General features: G+C 42.4%; 13 protein-coding genes and 3 pseudogenes. 10 read left to right on the top strand and 6 right to left on the bottom strand.

Translation table 11 applies throughout. The features are described from left to right. Positions 1-32 precede the first annotated feature (32 nt). The 4 genes from CV014_RS17760 to lpxD all read left to right on the top strand — a co-directional run bounded on the left by CV014_RS17760 (position 33) and on the right by lpxD (position 5341). Positions 33-1499, top strand: coding sequence for an O-antigen ligase family protein (locus tag CV014_RS17760; RefSeq protein WP_236143238.1), 1467 nt, complete (start codon positions 33-35; stop codon positions 1497-1499). A gap of 116 nt (positions 1500-1615) precedes the next feature. Further along, complete coding sequence (locus CV014_RS17755; protein ID WP_236143237.1) at positions 1616-2722, top strand: glycosyltransferase family 4 protein; 1107 nt, start codon at positions 1616-1618, stop codon at positions 2720-2722. A 379-nt stretch (positions 2723-3101) separates the two neighbouring features. Further along, positions 3102-4076, top strand: coding sequence for a glycosyltransferase family 2 protein (locus tag CV014_RS17750; RefSeq protein WP_236143236.1), 975 nt, complete (start codon positions 3102-3104; stop codon positions 4074-4076). A 206-nt stretch (positions 4077-4282) separates the two neighbouring features. Next, positions 4283-5341: a UDP-3-O-(3-hydroxymyristoyl)glucosamine N-acyltransferase gene (lpxD, locus tag CV014_RS17745; RefSeq protein ID WP_236143235.1), complete on the top strand. Its 1059-nt coding sequence runs from the start codon at positions 4283-4285 to the stop codon at positions 5339-5341. Positions 5342-5439: 98 nt separating this feature from the next. On the opposite strand, the gene CV014_RS17740 is transcribed toward lpxD, so the two are convergent. Continuing rightward, on the bottom strand, positions 5440-6351 hold the full coding sequence (locus tag CV014_RS17740; RefSeq protein ID WP_236143234.1) for a CoB--CoM heterodisulfide reductase iron-sulfur subunit B family protein: 912 nt from the start codon (positions 6349-6351) through the stop codon (positions 5440-5442). A 270-nt stretch (positions 6352-6621) separates the two neighbouring features. Here CV014_RS17740 and acpP point away from each other — a divergent pair, with 270 nt between their 5' ends. From acpP to CV014_RS17720, 4 genes are all read left to right on the top strand, one after another. Then, entirely contained in the window at positions 6622-6873 is a 252-nt protein-coding gene (gene acpP, locus CV014_RS17735; RefSeq protein WP_236143233.1) for an acyl carrier protein, read from the top strand. Between the two features lie 241 nt (positions 6874-7114). After that, positions 7115-8368 carry a beta-ketoacyl-ACP synthase II gene (gene fabF / locus CV014_RS17730; RefSeq protein ID WP_236143232.1) on the top strand — a complete coding sequence of 418 codons (1254 nt, stop codon included), beginning with the start codon at positions 7115-7117 and terminating at the stop codon, positions 8366-8368. A 770-nt stretch (positions 8369-9138) separates the two neighbouring features. Next, complete coding sequence (gene tkt / locus CV014_RS17725; protein ID WP_236143231.1) at positions 9139-11151, top strand: transketolase; 2013 nt, start codon at positions 9139-9141, stop codon at positions 11149-11151. A gap of 217 nt (positions 11152-11368) precedes the next feature. Beyond that, positions 11369-11863, top strand: a complete 495-nt coding sequence (locus CV014_RS17720) for an HNH endonuclease family protein (RefSeq protein WP_236143230.1) — start codon at positions 11369-11371, stop codon at positions 11861-11863. 49 nt (positions 11864-11912) lie between these two features. Here the strand turns inward: CV014_RS17720 and CV014_RS30665 are convergent. The 4 genes and pseudogenes from CV014_RS30665 to CV014_RS30650 form a co-directional block, all read right to left on the bottom strand. Beyond that, positions 11913-12115: pseudogene (locus CV014_RS30665) on the bottom strand (hypothetical protein); the annotation flags it as partial. A gap of 123 nt (positions 12116-12238) precedes the next feature. Beyond that, positions 12239-14068 carry a vitamin B12 dependent-methionine synthase activation domain-containing protein gene (locus tag CV014_RS30660; RefSeq protein ID WP_442946921.1) on the bottom strand — a complete coding sequence of 610 codons (1830 nt, stop codon included), beginning with the start codon at positions 14066-14068 and terminating at the stop codon, positions 12239-12241. A 42-nt stretch (positions 14069-14110) separates the two neighbouring features. Beyond that, positions 14111-14667: pseudogene (locus CV014_RS30655) on the bottom strand (dihydropteroate synthase); the annotation flags it as partial. A 189-nt stretch (positions 14668-14856) separates the two neighbouring features. Continuing rightward, positions 14857-15705 carry a homocysteine S-methyltransferase family protein gene (locus CV014_RS30650; protein ID WP_442946920.1) on the bottom strand — a complete coding sequence of 283 codons (849 nt, stop codon included), beginning with the start codon at positions 15703-15705 and terminating at the stop codon, positions 14857-14859. 359 nt (positions 15706-16064) lie between these two features. Between CV014_RS30650 and CV014_RS17705 the strand changes: the two genes are divergently transcribed. Together CV014_RS17705 and CV014_RS17700 are read left to right on the top strand one after the other, a co-directional pair. Next, positions 16065-17594: a peptidoglycan-binding domain-containing protein gene (locus tag CV014_RS17705; protein WP_236143229.1), complete on the top strand. Its 1530-nt coding sequence runs from the start codon at positions 16065-16067 to the stop codon at positions 17592-17594. Further along, positions 17587-17775, top strand: a complete 189-nt coding sequence (locus CV014_RS17700; RefSeq protein WP_236143228.1) for a hypothetical protein — start codon at positions 17587-17589, stop codon at positions 17773-17775. Before CV014_RS17705 ends, CV014_RS17700 begins: the two co-directional genes overlap by 8 nt. Here CV014_RS17700 and CV014_RS17695 read toward each other — a convergent pair. Beyond that, positions 17759-20160: pseudogene (locus CV014_RS17695) on the bottom strand (SbcC/MukB-like Walker B domain-containing protein); the annotation flags it as partial. The gene CV014_RS17700 and the pseudogene CV014_RS17695 overlap by 17 nt on opposite strands.

Here is a 20160-nt window from a genome sequence, read left to right as displayed (position 1 = left end):
TGTGTTCCCTTTTTCATCTCGGTTAAATAACCATGTTGACGAATAAACGCTCAAGTCGTTATTCCTCACTAGGATTCTTAGTTGGGGTATTCGGTATTGGTATTGGCCTATTAACAGGGTTTTTAGTCGGTGTGAGTCCCCTGTTAATTGGCTTACCTATATTTGCTGTAGCAGTTCTAGTCTGGTTTTTTGCTCAGTTTGAGCAAGCAGTCATTGGTTTATTAGTTCTACGTAGTGCTTTAGATACCTTCTCCGCACAACAACTACCTGCGGCTTTTGCTGTTGGTTTGGATGGCTTGGCTTTACTTTACGTCGTTGTATCTTTATTAACAGGCCAAGCCGTCAAAGTAGATAAATTTTGGTGGTTCTTTGCGGGATGGGTAGCCCTACAAGCAATGTGGGTAGTATTATTACCCCTGGGAGGTTTAGGTTTAGACAGTACATACCTATTTGAAGGTGTACGCGAGTGGACACGATTATTTTCGTGGTTAATGGTTTATCTCCTCGTTATGCAGCTGCAAGGGAAGGTAAAACCACAAACATTAATTACTACCTTATTTCTCAGTCTGGTCATTCCCCTCACGGTAGCATCCATGCAGATGTTTTTACCTGCTTCCCTGTTACCTTCCTTTTTGGCACAAAGTAGCGTAGATGCTGGGAGTTTAGAACCAGCCTCCCGCATCCGAGGAACATTAGGTCATCCTTCTTCCTTCGCTACCTTTCTATTGTTATTTATCGGTTTTACCTGTTGGAAAATCCGCGACACACGTAACCGTGCGCCGTGGTTGTTTTTATTAGCTATCTTGACGGTATTTTTCGTCAGCACTAAGGCCTTGACAATGACAGCAATGTTATTTGTGTTTGTCTTTGTCATGATTGCCCCCAAATTAAATTTACTCAATTTAATGGGGGGAATTTTACTCTTAGGATTAGTAATTCTTCTTTTTACCAGTACAGATTTTGGTCGAGAACGTCTTGGTTCACTGTCCGATACACCACTGTTAAATCCTCATATGGATATGTGGCGAGCGATTTTATTATCGTGGACAGATGGCAATAGTTTTAACTGGAGAATTGCCCAATGGCATTTTATTTGGGAAGCTTGGAAAAATGCCCCCTTATTTGGTTATGGTCTTAGCACTGCTTCCTATGTCACCGTTTTACAAAATGAAGCTCACAATGATTATCTGCGTGCTTTAGTCGAGGGCGGAATAGTAGGATTTATGACATTTATCTCCTTAATAGCTGCTCAAATTTATCGCCTTGTACACATCATGTTTACATCCCCAAAAAATAGCTCACAGCAGAATTTTTGTTTTATTCTCATTGCCTTATTATCAGCTATTCTGCTGGGAATGTTTACAGACAATATTTGGAAACACACGACCCTTTTCTTTTATTGGTGGCTGTCTTTATCAGTCGTCGGTTGGGATTGGAATCAAACTCCCCCATCAGATACTAAAAACTATCAGACTCCTGTTCGATGTCTGCGAAGCTAGGTAAAAGTTTATGCCTTCTTACCCCTTCTTAGTTCCCTTACCACAAAAATAATTTTAGGAATCTACTTTGATTCCTACATTGCAATGCAAATCTATTCCCTAAATTCGGCAGAGATATGAATATTAAAAATATTTTAGTTACAGGCGACAAATTTATGATCAGTCGCATGAAATTTTTATTCCAAGCAATGTCTGACGATTGCGATCGCATAGAATATTTGTCAGTCAATAGTATTTACAGTTGGAGATTATTAAAAGATATTGTTAACTTCATTCAGATAAAACTGCCATTTTTAAATCTCAAAAGAACAGGATATTTCCGTAAGAACGCCAAAACCTTTATCAATAGCTCACTTCAACTAGAACAGAAAATTATTAACAGTGATTATCATCCAGATTTAATTTTTCATCTCTATGGGATGTTTAGTCCCTGTTGGGATAAATTTGATATTCCTTATGTGATGTATTTAGACTATACAATGACTCTCGCCAGAAAAAATTGGATTAAATGGGCCCCTTTCCCTACAGAACAGGAATTTCAAGCTTGGCTAGACTGTGAGCATCAAACCTATACAAAAGCTCTGCACATTTTTACTAAAAGCCATAAAGTCAAATATTCTTTAGAACAAGATTATGGCATTAATTCTGATAAAGTTACAGTTTTACACTCTTCTGGTAACTTCTTTGAGCCATACCAAGGCGAAAAGAAATTTGGTAGCAAACAAATCCTATTTAACGGATACGATTTTTTCCGCAAAGGCGGAGATTTACTAATAGAGGCATTTAAACAAGTCAAACAAGTTATTCCTGAAGCTAAGTTAGTGATAGTAGGCGAGATTTTATCGATTAATGAAAATGGTGTAGATAACCCTGGATATATTTCCTCATCTACGGAAATGCAAAGAATTTTTCTCAACACAGATTTAGTGGTTTCACCTGCACGTTGTGAACCTCTAGGTTTATTTTTAGTTGAGGCGATGAATTATGGGATTCCTTGTATTGTCTCTAATCAGGATGGAATGCCTGAAATTATTGAGCATGAAATCAATGGTTTTGTAATTTCTCAACCCACACCAGAAGTTTTAGCAAAGCAAATGATTGATTTATTATCTGATAGTCAGACTTTAAAATTTATGTCAGAAAATGCTAGAAGAAAAGTGAAAGAGGAACTAAATTGGCCAGCCATTGCTCAGAAAATCAAACAAACACTGACTAATATTTAATAGCGGACAGTAAGTAGAACGACTTGAAAAAACCAAACTATGTAAAGTAATGTAAAAAAAACTGAATTTAGTTCGTAGTAAGGACTAAAGTCCTCTCTTCGAGACGCTTGCGCGAACACTACAAACCTTTAATTATTTACACCGTTCTACTTATATGTAGTGGCGTATCTAGACTAAAATAGTTCAAATATTTAAGCGTAGCGTAGGTTGGGTTGAGGCTTTGCGAAACCCAACGCTATAAACAATGTTGGGTTTCCTAACGTCAACCCAACCTACAATTTTTTCGCACTATTTTAGCCTTGCCACGCCACTACGCGGTTTTGCAAGAATAAAATTGATTCCTATAACTAAAAAATTCATAATTTTGAGAGTAATAGCTATGCCAAAGGTTTCTGTAATTATTCCTGCTTATAATGCGATGGCATTTTTGCCAACTACTTTAGAAAGTGTTTTAAACCAGACATTTAATGATTATGAAGTCATCGTTATTAATGATGGTAGTTCTGATGGGATTATAGATTGGTTTACTCAAGTTACCGATATCAGAGTCAAATTAATCTCCCAAGAAAATCAGGGGCCTGCTGCTGCTCGCAATCATGGTATTAATCAAGCACAAGGAGAATATCTAGCTTTTCTCGATGCTGATGATATTTGGGCAGAAAATAAGCTAGAAAAACAGGTGAATATTTTGGATAACCATCCCACAATAGGTTTAGTTTATAGTTGGGTAGGTTCAATTGACTCTCAAGGTAATATTGGCAATAAAATTCGCAAGAATACTGCTGAAGGTCGTGTTTGGGAAACGATTATAGAACATAACATTATTGAGTGTGGTAGTAATCCGATGGTACGCCGCATTTGTTTTGAGCAAGTTGGTGTTTTTGATCATCGTTTAGCTTATGCCCAAGATTGGGAAATGTGGGTGAGGGTTGCTTCTCGTTATCAGTTTCAAGTCATCCATGAAACATTAGTATATTATCGTTCCCATCCCAATAATCGCTCTAAAAATTGGAAAATTATGGAGCAGAATTATAATTTGATTTTTGATAAAAGTTTTGCTCACGCTCCAGAATATTTATCTGTCGAAGATTTAAAAATTTTAGAAAATCGCATTTATGGTTTTGCAAATTTACGTATTGCATGGAAAGCTTTGCAAAGTGGAGATTATCAGCAAGCCGGAGATTTTCGCCAAAAGGCTGTACAGAGATATCCTCAATTAAGTTCTTTACGTAATTATTTATTTTTGGGCGTAGCGATAATTTTAGTCAGGGTTTTTGGGATTCAAGGCTACAACAAAATCAGAAATATAATCTACAATCTCATAGGAAAACGTGTATCAAGTATTGCGGGATGATTAGGGACTGCCAATTAAAAAATATACTATCTCGTTGATGGCAAGGGAGCAGGGGGCAGGGAGCAGGGGGAAAAACAGTTGTTTTGGAGAAGATAAATTTGGATAGTTTATTTTCTGAAAGTCCCTTAAATCAAATCCGCAGAGGTTGATTTAGTAGGTATAATCGGATTTTTGTAGAAAATACTACTAAATCTAAATACGCCAATATGAAATTTAGCGAAATTGTAGCCCAACTCGGTGATCCGGTCACTAGCCATAGTTTAATAAGCAATCCTGACGATGATCCAGAAATTAGCGGTACAGCAGCGATTGATAAAGCTACAAGCGGTACTATTAGCTACGTGGAGGGGTCAAAATATGCAGGTTTTATCAGCACAACTAATGCCAGTGCGTTAATCTTACCGGATGACTCCACAATCCAAGCACAAGCACAAGAGCGAGGGATAGTTTGGTTAAGGACAAAACAACCAAGATTATTATTTGCTCAAGCGATCGCTATTTTCTACAAACCATACACCCCCAAACCTGACATTCATCCTACAGCAGTCATTCATCCCACAGCTAAAATCGGAAAAGATGTCTACATTGGCCCCCATACGGTAATTCAGGAAGGGGTAGAAATTGGTAATGGTGTAATTATTCACCCCAACGCCGTAATTTACCCTGATGTCAAAATAGGCGATCGCACCATCATACACGCTAACTGCACCATCGAAGAACGCTCTCAAATCGGTGCAGATTGTATCATTCATAGCGGTGCAGTCATCGGTGGCGAAGGCTTTGGCTTTGTTCCCACCCGCACTGGTTGGGTTAAAATGGAACAGTCCGGCTACGTAGTATTAGAAGACCGCGTTGATATTGGTTGTAACACCACAATCGACCGTCCAGCCGTCGGAGAAACAAGAATTGGCAGTGATACCAAAATTGATAACTTAGTACAGGTTGGTCATGGTTGCCAAATTGGTCAAGGTTGTGCGATCGCAGCTCAAACTGGTATGGCTGGTGGTGTCACATTAGGCAACCGTGTCATTTTAGCCGGACAAGTGGGTGTGGCCAACGAAGCCAAAATTGGTGATGGCGCGATCGCATCAGCACAAACCGGCATTCCCCACGATGTCCAACCAGGGGAAATAGTCTCCGGTACTCCTGCTGTTCCCCACAAGACATACCTAAAAGTGTCCGCAATTTACAAACATCTGCCAGAAATGTATCAATTCTTTAGACAACTGCAACGTCAGTTTAAGGGAACGGGGATTGGGGGGTAGGGGATTGGGGACTGGGGACTGGGGATTGGGGACTGGAAGGTAGACAAGGTAGATAAGAGACACTTAACTTCAATGCCCCATGCCCCATGCCCCATGCCCTATACCCTATGCCCCAATTTTTCTAACACTGGCTTAGTAGACACAATATGTCTTTCTAAACCTAATTTTTGGGGACTAATTCCTAAAGCTAAAGCAATTAATTGGGGTAAATGTAATACTGGCAAACCTAATTTTTTGCCAATTACTTTTTCTACTTCTGGTTGACGGGAGTCTAAATTTAGATGACACAGAGGACAAGGAGTCACTAAACAATCAGCACCGGCGGCGATGGCTTCTTGAATGTGCATCCCAGCCATTTGAAAGGATTGGGTAGTAGCGTAACTAGAAAGAGGCCAGCCACAACATTGGGTGCGACCGTGATAATAAATTGGGGTTGCACCTACAGCCCGAAACAGATTTTCCATTGCTTCTGGGTTGTATCGGTCTTTTTCAGGTACGGATTTTTGAGCGCGGAGGAGATAACAGCCATAAAAAGCGGCACATTTTAACCCGGATAAATTACGAGTTACACGTTGGCTGATTTTTTCTAAACCGTAATCGCTAACTAGTGCGTAGAGCAGATGTTTAACTTCTGTACTACCACGATAAGGTAGACAACCTTCCTTGTGTAGAAAGCCGTTAACTTGCTGAATATATTCAGGATTACTGGTATGAAACTCTTGTAAACGTTCATTAACGTGACCAAGCACACCCTGACAGGTACTACAGTGAGTGAGTAAGGGTAAATTTAATGCTTCCGCCAAAGCAATATTTCTGGCATTCACTGTATCTTCTAAAAGTTGAGAATCTTCCTTAAATGTGCCTGATCCGCAACAAGCAGCTTTTTTTAATTCAATTAATTCAATGCCCAAAGCTTGGGTGAGAGCTTGAGTTGACTGATATAGTTCCCCGCAAGCACCTTGAGCTACACAACCAGGGAAGTAAGCATATTTTAGTGTCTGAGATAGCATAAAAATAAAGTTGGTTTCAGGCAATTGCCCCGATGATAACTGTTTTATCACTCCTCGCCTCTAGATACTGAAGAGGGAATGTATTTTTTTTGGACATTCTTCCAGAAATCTAGTAAGAATTGGTAACAAGCAAAATTTCAGAGCCTTACTCTATTCCAATTTTGGACAGGGACGTATACGGGCGATCGCGCTTTCCGATAAGATGTATATGCTCAAAACCATGTCACCCATAAAGAGCAGACAGTAGCAACTGGTAAGGAATTTTATCTTATGAGTCAAACAGAGACATTTGAAAAAGTCAAGGCAATTGTTGCCGAGCAACTCAGTGTAGAAGAAGAAAAAATCACACCACAGGCAAGTTTTGCCAACGATCTAGGGGCAGATTCCCTAGATACAGTGGAATTAGTTATGGCTTTGGAAGAAGAATTTGACATCGAAATTCCCGATGAAGCCGCCGAAAAAATCACAACCGTTCAAGAAGCAGTGGATTACATCAACAGTAAAGTTGCTACATCTGCTTAAGAAAGTGCTGAGTAGTGAGTGCTGAGTCATGAGTCATGAGTCATGAGTCAGATTTCCAACTCGGAACCCCATACACTAGCAGAATTCAGCACTCAGCGAGAACTTTGAACGGAGGTTTCCTCCCTAGAGGCTGCCTTCGGCTTGCCGCAGGCATCAGAAGTTCGGTAACTCAGCACTCAGCACTCAGCACTCATTACTCATTACTCTTTTTGCAACTTTCTCGCCATCTTTATACTGAGTCATGACAGATTATAATCGTAAACGCGTTGTTGTCACGGGTGTTGGCGCGATTACACCTATTGGTAACACACCTACGGAGTATTGGGAAGGATTAATCAGCGCACGCAATGGCATTGACTACATCACCGCATTTGATGCCTCTAGTCATGATTGCCGCATTGCAGGTGAGGTGAAAAATTTCGATCCACATGAATACATGGATCGTAAAGAAGCCAAGCGGATGGATCGATTTTCTCAATTTGGAGTCGCAGCAGCCAAACAAGCACTTGCTGATGCCCAGTTAGTTATCAATGAACTCAACGCCGAACAGGTAGGAGTTATTATTGGTTCTGGTGTAGGTGGTATTAAGGTGATGGAAGACCAACAAACCATCTACCTCAACCGTGGGCCTGATCGCTGTAGCCCATTCATGATTCCCATGATGATTGCTAATATGGCGGCAGGATTGACAGCAATTCACACCGGCGCAAAAGGGCCAAATAACTGTACTGTAACGGCTTGTGCTGCTGGTTCTAACGCCGTGGGAGACGCGTTTCGCATGATTCAAGGTGGTTACGCCCAAGCGATGATTTGCGGTGGGTGTGAAGCGGCGATTACCCCCTTATCTGTAGCTGGTTTTGCTGCGGCGCGCGCCCTTTCTACTCGCAATGATGATCCGACTCATGCTTGTCGTCCCTTTGATCGCGATCGCGATGGATTTGTCATGGGTGAAGGTGCGGGAATTCTGGTTCTGGAGGAATTACAACACGCTCTAAGTCGTGGCGCACGTATTTATGCTGAAATCGTGGGTTATGGTATGACCTGTGATGCCTACCATATCACTTCTCCAGTTCCTGGAGGTGAAGGAGCAGCTAGAGCCATTAGCTTGGCTTTGAAAGATGCAGGTATCACCCCCGAACAAGTCAGTTATATCAATGCTCACGGCACAAGTACCCCAGCCAATGACTCCACTGAAACTGCTGCCATTAAAAAAGTTTTGGGTGATCATGCTTACAAAATCACTGTCAGTTCCACTAAATCCATGACAGGACACCTTTTAGGCGGTTCTGGCGGGATTGAAGCGGTAGCTACAGTCCTGGCCATTGCCAACGATCAAGTTCCACCCACAATCAATATCGAAAACCCTGACCCAGATTGTGATTTAGACTACGTACCTCACACTAGCCGCAAACAAAAGGTTGACGTTGCCCTATCCAATTCCTTCGGATTTGGCGGTCATAATGTCACCCTCGCTTTTAGAAAGTACGTCTCTTAGGAGGCTGAGGATAGGGGCAGGGGGCAGGGGAGCAGGGGAGCAGAGGAGCAGGAGGGCAGGGGAGCAGGGAGCAAAGGAAGCAAAAGGTTACTATCTTTTACTCACAACTCAGCACTCAGCACTCAGCACTCAGCACTCACCACTCAGCACTCACAAAAAAATTCAGAATTCAGAAATCAGGGGACAGAATAATTCAAAAATTAGGGGATAATTTGAGTAATTAAGTTGCTCATAATCCCAAATATGAATGAAGAATCCAGAATTCAGAAATCTTGAATTTTTCAATTCTGCATCCTGACTCCTGAGTTCTGAATTTTTGCTCCTAACTTTCCAGTTCTCAATTCTTACCTTGAAGCGGAAAATTTAACCTTTGTCAGCTATCCTGTAATCACAATCACAACAGTATCGTAAACGTCATTCCACCACTAGCCAGTAGTTCAACTTGACCGAATTTTTGGCTTGATTAATTACCAAAAACTCAGGAGAACCCGCTTGTCTATGCACAATCGGGAATGGGATGATGATACCGCAGGGGAAGCTGAATCAGTTAACAGTAAACAGTGAGATAGTGCGTTCCTGTCGCCTTGCGTCGGCAAGCAACTATCGTTAGCGCAGCGTTAGCGACGCAGGAGCGTCACCCGTAAGGGTTAACAGTTATCACAATAAAATTGATTGCTGATAACTGAATAATTGATCACTGATAACTGTTAAAAAGCACCCCAATAAGACTAGCTCCACGAGTGCTAACCCGTCGTTAAAAATAAGAGATCATGGCTGTTGCAACCCAATCCCTCGAAGAACTTTGTATTAATTCAATCCGTTTCTTAGCTGTTGATGCTATAGAAAAGGCAAAATCTGGACACCCAGGACTGCCGATGGGCGCAGCTCCGATGGCTTTCGTACTCTGGGATCGCTTTATGCGGTACAATCCCAAAAACCCCAAGTGGTTTAACCGCGATCGCTTTGTCTTGTCTGCCGGTCATGGCTCGATGTTGCAGTATGCCCTGCTCTATTTGACTGGCTTTGACAGCGTATCCATCGAAGATATCAAGCAATTCCGTCAATGGGAATCCAAAACCCCTGGACACCCTGAAAACTTCATCACCGCCGGCGTAGAAGTGACCACAGGCCCCCTTGGTCAAGGTATCGCTAACGGCGTAGGTTTGGCTATTGCTGAAGCTCACCTAGCTGCTAAATTCAACAAACCCGATGCCAAAATTGTTGACCATTACACCTACGTAATTTTAGGTGATGGTTGCAACATGGAAGGCGTTTCTGGTGAAGCTGCTTCTTTGGCTGGACACTTGGGCTTAGGTAAGCTCATCGCGTTGTACGACGACAACCACATCTCTATTGATGGTTCTACCGATGTAGCCTTTACCGAAGATGTTTCTAAGCGGTTTGAAGCTTACGGTTGGCACGTCCTCCATGTTCAAGACGGTAACACCGATTTAGATGCGATCGCTAAAGCTATTGAAGAAGCGAAAGCTGTCACCGACAAACCCACCATGATTAAGGTGACAACCACCATCGGTTATGGTTCTCCCAACAAAGCCAACACTGCTGGTATTCACGGTGCTGCTTTGGGTACTGATGAAGTCGCATTGACCCGCCAAAATCTCGGTTGGGAAAATGAACCATTCGTGATTCCTCAAGATGTCCTCAACCACACCCGCAAAGCCGTAGAACGCGGTGCAGGCTACGAAACCGAATGGAATAAAGCCTTCGCTGACTACAAAGCTAAATATCCCCAAGAAGCGGCTGAATTTGAGCGTTACCTGAGTGGCAAACTCGCTGACGGTTGGGATAAGGTACTACCCACCTACACCCCCGAAGATAAAGGACTTCCCACCCGGAAGCACTCCGAAACCTGTTTGAACAAATTGGCGGCGGTTGTTCCTGAACTCATTGGTGGTTCAGCAGACTTAACCCACTCCAACTTGACCGAAATCAAAGGTAAAGGCGACTTCCAAAAAGGACAATACCAAAACCCCAACATCCACTTTGGTGTGCGGGAACACGCAATGGGCGCAATCTGTAATGGTATTGCGTTACATGGTTCAGGGTTAATTCCTTACGGTGCTACCTTCCTCATCTTCACCGACTATATGCGGGCTGCTATTCGCTTATCAGCCTTGTCTTTAGCCGGCTCAATTTGGGTAATGACTCACGACTCCATCGGTCAAGGTGAAGACGGCCCCACCCACCAACCCATCGAAACCCTAGCTTCTCTCCGCGCTATTCCTAACTTGACAGTGATTCGTCCTGCTGATGGTAACGAAACATCTGGTGCTTACAAAGTAGCCATTGAAAGATCAAAACAAAATGATCCTACTTTGTTAGCGTTGACTCGTCAAAACGTCCCCAACTTGGCAGGTACATCTATTGAGAACGTAGCTAAGGGTGGATACGTATTAGTAGATTCTGAAGGTACACCAGACTTAATTTTGATTGGTACTGGTTCAGAATTAAGCCTCTGTGTAACTGCTGCTGAGAAACTCACAGCTGAAGGTAAGAAAGTTCGTGTGGTTTCCTTACCAGCTTGGGATTTATTTGAAGCCCAAGACGCAGCTTACAAAGAATCTGTTCTACCTAAAGCAGTCACCAAGCGGATAGCAGTAGAAGCAGCTAGCAGCTTTGGTTGGCACAAGTACATCGGTAGTGAAGGCGACACCGTAACCATTGACCGTTTCGGTGCTTCTGCGCCTGGTGGCGTTTGCTTGGAGAAATTCGGCTTTAGCGTCGATAATGTCTTAGCTACAGCTAAAAAATTGTTGGGTTAATCGCAACAGAATATTCTCTTGAGTTTTGAGGTGGGTAGTTGATACCCACCTTTTTTTTGAAAGCAAAGTGGCGCGAATTACAGTAAAAGTTTTCCAGAAAATTAACGCAAGTAAGATAACTAGAAATCAGAATTGCTTTTGTAGATTTAAGATTGTATTGTTAGTTTTGATTTATGGTGAGATTACTGACAGATGTGTCACTAAAAAATGCTGATGCTTGTATAAAAATTTTAACCTTACTTTACGCCAAACTTTGCTACGTCTACAAAAGACTCAAATCTGGCCTGATGATGATTTGTTAAGACGTAGCATTATAGAAGAAAGACTATATACAGATAGACGTAATGATAGAGTTAAGCTCATCCTTGAAAGCCTTGCTGAGAATTTATCTAAAGAACAGGTCAAAATAGATAATCTGACAGTAGAGCATATAATGCCTCAAACTCTGACTGATGAGTGGCGGGCTATGCTTGGTGCAAATGCTAATGAGCAGCATGAAAGATGGTTACACACTCTAGGTAATTTGACTTTAACAGCCTACAATCCTGAGCTTTCAAACAAGCCATTTGCAGAAAAGTTAACTTATCTAAGTGAAAAAAGTAGCTTTGCCCTCAATCAATACTTCAGGTATATAAGTGCATGGAACGCATCTGAAATTCAGCAACGTGGTAAGCACTTGAGTGAGATAGCCGTTCAAGTTTGGCCTCGTTAATTGACAGTATTTAAGGGTTTCAAAGATTTTCTACCCCGAACTTAGGTTATTTACTACTTTTAACTAACCTACAAGCCGCTACCACACTTCCTATAGGGCAGTGTTGTTTTAAACTTTCTTGCCAAGCACGACTAGTGAAACGCGCACTAGTAGAGGAACGATTAATGTTAATCTATTAATTTTAATGTGTCCTATATTTTCTTTAAGAACTAATTCTAAAATCGATAACTCTTGATCTTCGGAACTGACAAAATCTTCTTGTTATGATGCTGTTTCATAAAATGTTTACTGCATCTATAATCTGTAAATAAAAAAGGAAAGCTATAAATAGCTTTCCCTGTGTTGATACTTAATTCACTCTGACTATTACCTCAATTAAGCACTGAAATATTTTGCCCCTGGGTGATAGGTAATAATCGCTGTTGTAGACTGTTCTGGATAAAGTTGCTCACTTTCATCCATATATAAGTTAATTCTGTCAGTCTGCAACAAATCGAGTTGCTTGTATTGGTCTTGAATATTGGGACAAGCTGGATAGCCAAAACTATACCGCGAACCACGATAACGTTGTGCTAACATATCGCGAATATTATCTGGTTCCTCAGCAGCAAATCCTAATTCATGGCGAATTCTAGCGTGTGTCCATTCTGCCAAAGCTTCTGCAACTTGCACTGCTAAACCGTGGAAATACAAATAATCTGTGTATTGATTATCTGCAAATAATTTTTGTGCGTACTCTGTGGCAATTTCACCCACAGTTACCGCTTGCATGGGGAAGACATCAATAATTCCTGATTCTTTGGGTGCAAAGAAATCTGCAATACAGAGTCTTCTTAATGATTTCTGGCGGGGAAACTCAAATTTAGCTACCTCCTTTGATGGTGCATGATTGTTTTCGTAGATATACAAAGTATTTCCTTCAGACTGACAAGGAAAATACCCGTAAATTACTTGAGGATGTAAGAGATGTTCAGCGATAATGCGCTGTTTCCATGTTTCCAAAATGGGGTAGACTTTCTCATCTAAGAAAGCTTGATATTCTTCCTTAGATTGTTCCTTGGGTTTGCGGAATTGCCACTGTCCAGCAATCAAGGCTTGTAAATCTAAATGCCAGAATACTTCCTCAATGGGAATATCGCCAGGTTCTAATAGTTTCGTTCCCCAGAATGGTGGTGTGGGACGTTCTATATCTACCGCTACGGCTTCGGAACGGCGGGTGTCTATTTCAGTGCTGAGTAGTGAGTGCTGAGTGCTGAGTGGGGTTTTTTGAGTTGCTGGCGTTTCCGAAGAAATTTTTGTTTCTTCTGTATCTACTTCATCTAGGAATCCTTGTAAGTCATCCCAGTTATTAGATGCTTTGGCTGGCATTAATTTATCCATGAAATGCAAGTCTGAGAAAGCATCTTTACCGTAAACTACCTTGCCTTTATAGGTATTTTGGCAATCTTGATTGACGAATTTGGGTGTTAATGCCGCACCACCTAAAATTACGGGGACGGTAATTCCCTTTTCGTTAAAAACTTCCAAGTTTTCTTTCATGAAGGCGGTTGACTTCACTAGCAACCCACTCATGGCTATGCAGTCAGCTTTATGTTGATTGTAAGCCTCGATAATGTTTTCCACTGGCTGTTTAATTCCCAGGTTAATCACCTTGTAACCGTTGTTAGACAAGATGATATCTACTAGATTTTTACCAATGTCGTGAACATCACCTTTAACTGTGGCGATAATTACCGTTCCTTTAGCATTATTTCCCGCCTCGGATTTTTCCATGAAGGGTTCAAGATAGGCCACCGCAGTTTTCATGGTTTCCGCCGACTGTAACACGAAGGGTAATTGCATTTGTCCTGAACCGAACAACTCACCCACCACTTTCATCCCATCTAGGAGGAAGGTGTTAATAATTTCTAGGGGTGGATATTGTTCTAAAGCTTTATTTAACTGTGCTTCTAAACCAATACGTTCGCCGTCGATGATATGGCGTTTGAGACGTTCTTCTAAAGGTAGGTTTTCATCAACGCCTGTATTACGTTTGGCTTTGACACCCTCAAATAATTTCGTTAATTCTCCTAGAGGATCATAAACGCAAACATCACCTTCAAATTTACGCTCATCATAGATTAATTTGCGACAAACTTCTTGATGATGGGCTTCTATCTTAGACAGTGGTAAAATCTTGCTGGCACTGACAATAGCTGCATCCATACCAGCTGCCATTGCTTCATGTAAGAACATCGAGTTCAACACAATCCGCGCGGCTGGGCTTAAACCGAAAGATATATTCGACACCCCTAAAATTACATGACATCCTGGTAATTCTTGGCGAATGCGGCGAATTGACTCAATAGTTGCCTTACCGTTTTCGCGGTCTTCTTCAATCCCCGTAGAAATAGGTAAAGCTAGAGTATCAAAGAATATCTCATGGGCAGCAATGCCATATTCTACAGCTTGACGGTAAGCACGCTGGGCAATCTGGAATTTTTTATCTGCTGTCCGCGCCATGCCATCTTCGTCAATTGTACCGATGACTATGCCCGGCCGTATTTCTTCGCTAATTCCAGCACCTTCAAAAAGCGCGGTTCACCGTCTTCATAGTTGGTGGAGTTTAATAGACATTTACCCCCAGCTACCTTTAAACCTGCCTCCATTTTTTCCCATTCGGTGGAGTCCAGCATTAAGGGCAGTGTGACATTATTAACAATACGGGAAACCAACTCGTGCATATCTCGCACGCCGTCGCGTCCCACATAATCAACGTTGACATCTAGGATATGCGCGCCTTCTTTTACCTGCGCCCTAGCCATTGAAACTAGTCCGTCCAGTCTTCTGCGTTGAGTAAATCACGACACTTTTTAGAACCACTGGCGTTGAGACGTTCACCCACAATTAAGAAAGAATTATCTTGTTCGTAGGCTGAGTAGAATAAATTGATGCCGCCGCAGGTTCCAGACTTGGCTGTCTGACTTTTGGTTTCAGTTCTTGAGTAATTTCAGCTAATTGTTGAATGTGTTCTGGACGTGTCCACAGCAACCCCCTATCACTTGGACACCCAAATCTTCAACAAAGTGCATCAACGCCATGCGTAATTCCATCGGTGTTAAGCGATAGTGTGCTTTACCACCGATGTTTTCTGGTAACCCGGCGTTAGGAACGCAGGAAACCACAAATGGCGAATGTTCAGATAAATATTTGATGTGTGGTTTCATCAAATCTGGCCCTGTGGCACAGTTAAGACCGAGAATATCAATTGGGTAGGGTTCTAAAATCGTCAAGACTGCGCTGATTTCGGAACCGACTAACATTGTTCCCATGCTTTCCATTGTGACGGAAACCATCAGGGGTATCCGTTCACCTTTTTTAGCAAAGACTTCTTCAATACCGTTCAATGCGGCTTTAATTTGCAGCACATCTTGGCAAGTCTCAACAATAAATAAATCCACTCCACCATCAAGCAAGGCTTCGGCCTGTTCGGCAAAAGACGTTTTTAAGGTGTCAAAATCAATGTGTCCCAAGGTGGGTAGTTTTGTGGTGGGGCCGATAGAACCCGCGACAAACCTGGGTTTTTCTGGGGTGGAAAATTCCGCAGCCACGCTTTTTGCTAGTTCGGCGGCGGTTTTGTTGAGATAGTATGTTTGGTCTGCTAGGTCATATTCAGCCAATACAATTGATGTACCGCCGAAGGTATCAGTTTCGATGACATCTGCACCCACCGCCAGAAAATCACGGTGAACTTTGGCGACAGCTTCCGGTTTGGTGTGAACTAGGTATTCATTACACCCCTCGTATTGTGCGCCGCCAAAGTCTTCGGCGGTGAGGTTTTGAGTTTGCAGGTTAGTCCCCATTGCACCGTCAAAGACGATGACTGGTCTATCGGACTATGCAGGCGTTGGAGAAAGGATGGGTCATATTTTCCTAGAGAAAATTATGCAGTTAAGTGAGTCTTGCGATACTCGACTTAATTTATTATTTTCCACAATTGCGGGAGTTTGGTTAGCAGGAAGTGTTTTTTCCACACAAAGGGGCGTGTGGTGTTGTTGTGATATCAGTATTTTGACTGAGTGGATAAAATATGATATGTTACTTACTTATTTATACTTAGTTTAAAAACGCTTTTTAAATCGGGAATTCGTTGAGTTCAGTTTTGTATTTCATCAAGTCTGGATTGTGCAGTTTTTATCCAACTAAAAATAACAATAACATTATGGATACCATTGGTTATTCTTATCTTAGTGCGGTATACGAAGAATCTGAAGATATTGAGTTTAATCCTATCCAAATTAATTGGGAATTTTTACCGTGGAAAAAGTTACCTAGTTTAGCGGTGATGCGGCTGTTATCGGTAACGTTAAGTTTAGCGGTTTTGAGTTTAGCTGGACAGGCTTTAGCTCTGGAAAAAGTAGGTAGTAGCGGGGCGAATGTTGTTAGGATTCAACGGTGTTTAAAACAATTAGGCTTTTTAAATGCTCCGGCGACAGGAAAATTTGCTACCTTGACTCAAAGGGCTGTGATTGGTTTTCAGCGTGCCAATAGATTAAGACCAGATGGGATAGTCGGTGGTGGTACGCAAACGGCATTACAAAGAGCCTGTCAAGCTAGAAATAATAGTCGAGAGTTGCGATTTGGAAGTAGAGGTGCGGCTGTTGTTCAACTACAAAGAAATTTAAAACGGTTGGGCTACTTTAACGCTTCTAATACGGGTTATTTTGGCACAGAAACGCAGCAAGCTGTGATTCTGTTTCAGCGTTCTGTGGGTATGGTAGCTGATGGTGTGGTGGGTGCGAGAACGGCTTCAGCTATCAGGAATGCGGGTAATATAGGCGGGAGATACCCCGTTTTGTCTGAAGGTAGTAGCGGACAGGATGTTATTAGGCTGCAACAGCGTTTGCGACAGTTAGGCTATTTCGATGCTAATCCTACAGGGAATTTTCAAGGTATTACGAAAAATGCAGTGATCGCTTTTCAGCGTCGCGCTGGACTGGCGGCGACTGGGGTAGTAAATCCCCAAACTTGGAACGCACTCTTGGCTTCTAGTCAAAATTCAGGTACATCAAAACTTTCAACGCAGCAAGTTAGAGATTTACAGCAACGTTTGCGGGATTTAGGGTATTTCAAAACTAATCCTAATGGGAACGTAGGCGCGATGACGAGGGAAGCAATTTTACAGTTTCAGCGAGATTATCGACTGAATGCTGATGGTATTGCTGATATGCAAATTTTACAGGCAGTACGTCAAGCTTGGAATGCCAGATACTCTAACCAGCCGCTTCGGGATGTGTTGTTTGTGGGCGATCGCGGCGAAAATGTCAGAATAGTACAACGGCGTTTATCTGAGTTGGGCTATTTTAACAGCAGTATAGACGGTTACTTTGATGAATACACCAGGGCATCTGTAGCCAGTTTTCAGCAGGCATATCAAATTAACCCTACAGGCAGAGTTGATTGGCAAACTTGGCAAGCACTAAACGTAGGTAATTATGTAGTGCCAACAAGTAATGTTGACAACCAGCCTCCGAATCGCCCCAGTAATAATCGCTATGTGGTGATTGTACCCATGAGTAACCAGAACATCCTCAATCGCGTCCGTCGCTTTATTCCTGATGCCTTTGCAGAACAATCTAACTTAGGACGTTATGTCAATGCTGGCTCATTTAGCGATCGCTCTTTGGCTGAGTTAAGGTCTAAAATGTTGCGGTCTAACGGTTTTGATGCGAGGATACAGGATTTTGATTAGGGATTGGGGACTGGGGACTGGGGACTGGGGACTGGGGACTGGGGACTGGGGACTGGAAGGTAGACAAGGCGGACAAGGTAGACAAGGTAGATTCTTATTACGATGCCCTATGCCCATGCCCGATGCCCTATGCCCTATGCCCATGCCCCATGCCCCATGCCCCATCAAGTTAAAAGCCTAACCTGTGATCCTTCTTGTGTCTTATTGACTTCGATTCTGGCTTGGAAGGCTTCTTTGAGGTGGGCATATGGGTAACAGTGAGGATACAGGCGAAATCGTTGGCGATCGCATTTATGGCAGCAATTAGGCGATCGCATCCTTCGGCATCCTGTGTACCGAAACCTTCATCTACAATCAATAACTGTAAGGCGGCTCCGGCTCTTTGTGCCAGTAGTTTCGCTAAGGCTAACCGAATGGCAAAGTTAATTCTAAAGGCTTCTCCCCCAGAATACGTCTCATAGGCGCGTGTGCCTCTAGCATCGGCAATGACTATATCTAAGGTGTCAATTAATTTGGCTGTTTTCTTCGTAGATTTACTACCTTTGCCTGATTTCTGGGTAATAAATTGTACGTGCAGTTGGTTGCCTGTCAATCGCGATAATAGTTGATTTGTCTCGGCTTCTAGTTGGGGCAATACGTTCTCAATCATTAAGGCTTGGATGCCATTTTTACCAAATGCCTGGGCTAACTCTTGATACACTCGATATTGTTGTCTACAAGTTTGCAGTTGTTGTTGTTGTTCTTCGTACTGCGTTTGTAGATTTTCTAGTTGCAAAGCTAACTGTTCTAACCGCCCCAACTGGGTGATACATTCATCTAGTTGTCTTCTGCGGGTGGCTATTTGCTGCTCTAGGGCTTGAATCTCTGCAATGGGATTGGTTGATGCGGCTAACTGTTCCTCTATTTCGGTGATTTGGGTGACGAGTTGTTGTCTTTCTTGCAATCTGGCGTTTCTGGATGCTTCTAAATCTTGTAATCTGGCCTGGAGTTGGGGTATTGTTGCTGGGCTGATAGTAGCTGTTGATAGCGTAACTGCCAAGCTTGGGCTTGACGTAGGTTGGTGCGAACTTGGTTATGTTGTTCGGAACTATAGCCAATTTCCCTAATTTTTTGCTCCATTGCCGCGATTTGTTTGGCACATTCAGAATCTACCTGTTCTCGCTCAATTCTGCTTTGTAATTCGGCAATTTGCGCTTGTAATTCTGGTTTACGGGCGGCGAGTTGGGCTTGGCGTTTGGTAGCGTCTTTGATTTGTCCTTGCTGATTTCTGCCCACCGCCATCTTTCTACCTCACTGCGAGCTAGAGCATGGTCTTGCTCATTATAATTTAGTTGTTGCAGATATTGTTCGAGTTGTCTGAGTTCGGCTTGCTGTGTGGGTGCGTAATCACCAGCTTGCAGCGATCGCTCCAGGTGTTGTTTTTCGGCAGCGAGTTGTTGTAAATGCTGTTCTGCATCACTAGTTGATTGTAACTGGCGGCTAATTGTCCTCTCTGCTCCCGTAAACTATCGTAAGCGTTTAATTTCTGGAATATTTCTTTGTATTCCTGCCGCAAAAGTTGAATTTCTCTATCAGAAACCGCCATTTGTTCCCGAAATACCCACAATTGCCCCTCTGTTTCTTTGTACTCACCTTTGGTTTTATCAACCACACGATTCCAATGATGTTCATCTAAAGGACGTTCGCATAACGGGCAAATTGCATCAGGAGTACGCAGCATTTGCAATTTCTGTTCTAATTCTCCCAATAATCTCTCATATTCTCGATGCTGCGCCTGTAGACGTTCAATAAAATGCCTTCTTTCTTGCCCTTTTTCTTGGACTCGTTGCAGATAAACCCTGTCTTTCTCCATTTGCTCAATTTGCATCGCCACTTCCATAACTGCTTGTTGCAGTTGGGGTTGGCGTTGAGATGCTTTTTGCAGTTGGTTTTCTGTGACTTGTAACTGTTCTAAACGTGCTACTAACCCAGCATGAACCTTATCTAAATGACTTTGCAAATTGTGTCGCTGCTGTAATAACGGTGCGACTTGCATTTGCAGTTCATCAAGATGGGTTAAATGACGACGGGCGGCGGCGAGTTGGGCTAAGGCTGCTTCAATTTCCCCTGATTTAGCTAAGGTTTGCTGAATTTCTTGTTCTTGCTGTTGTAAAGCTGCTAATTGTCCTTGGACTTGTTGTAATTGTCTTTCTAGTTCGTGAATTTGTTTGGTGAGTTGTTGCTGTTGCTGTTGACGCAGTGCAGTAGCACGAGTGTGTTCGTCAAATTTAATGGCGAAGGCTTCTTCTTGAGATTGCAAATTTTGATAGTGAGTGTAGCCGTTTTTAATCTCTGTTTCTTGATTAATTAAAGCTGCTAACTGGGCAATTTGATAATTAATAGCTGACTGCTCTTGTTGTAGGCGATCGCAATCTTGAGTTAAATTCTGATATTGTTGTTTGACAAAATTTAGCTGTTGTTCCCAATTGGTACGTTGATGTTGAACAACTTGCAAACTTGTAATTTAATATTTTCAAATGCTTGGACTTGTTGTAATTGGTTAATTCCGCTTCTAATTCTGCCCTTT

The sequence above is a fragment of the Nostoc sp. CMAA1605 genome (genome assembly GCF_021596505.1).
In the GTDB taxonomy this organism is placed as follows: domain Bacteria; phylum Cyanobacteriota; class Cyanobacteriia; order Cyanobacteriales; family Nostocaceae; genus Trichormus.
The sequence above is the reverse complement of the archived record's forward strand: the minus strand, read 5'-3'. Positions and strand labels throughout refer to the sequence as shown.

Coding starts and splice junctions, on each gene's coding strand:
- CV014_RS30660 (WP_442946921.1), bottom strand. CDS start 14,068: ATGGATGCAGCTATTGTCAGTGCCAGCAAGATTTTACCACTGTCTAAG.
- CV014_RS17760 (WP_236143238.1), top strand. CDS start 33: ATGTTGACGAATAAACGCTCAAGTCGTTATTCCTCACTAGGATTCTTA.
- CV014_RS17740 (WP_236143234.1), bottom strand. CDS start 6,351: ATGCTATCTCAGACACTAAAATATGCTTACTTCCCTGGTTGTGTAGCT.
- CV014_RS30650 (WP_442946920.1), bottom strand. CDS start 15,705: ATGGGGACTAACCTGCAAACTCAAAACCTCACCGCCGAAGACTTTGGC.
- lpxD (WP_236143235.1), top strand. CDS start 4,283: ATGAAATTTAGCGAAATTGTAGCCCAACTCGGTGATCCGGTCACTAGC.
- tkt (WP_236143231.1), top strand. CDS start 9,139: ATGGCTGTTGCAACCCAATCCCTCGAAGAACTTTGTATTAATTCAATC.
- acpP (WP_236143233.1), top strand. CDS start 6,622: ATGAGTCAAACAGAGACATTTGAAAAAGTCAAGGCAATTGTTGCCGAG.
- CV014_RS17750 (WP_236143236.1), top strand. CDS start 3,102: ATGCCAAAGGTTTCTGTAATTATTCCTGCTTATAATGCGATGGCATTT.
- CV014_RS17705 (WP_236143229.1), top strand. CDS start 16,065: ATGGATACCATTGGTTATTCTTATCTTAGTGCGGTATACGAAGAATCT.
- CV014_RS17755 (WP_236143237.1), top strand. CDS start 1,616: ATGAATATTAAAAATATTTTAGTTACAGGCGACAAATTTATGATCAGT.
- fabF (WP_236143232.1), top strand. CDS start 7,115: ATGACAGATTATAATCGTAAACGCGTTGTTGTCACGGGTGTTGGCGCG.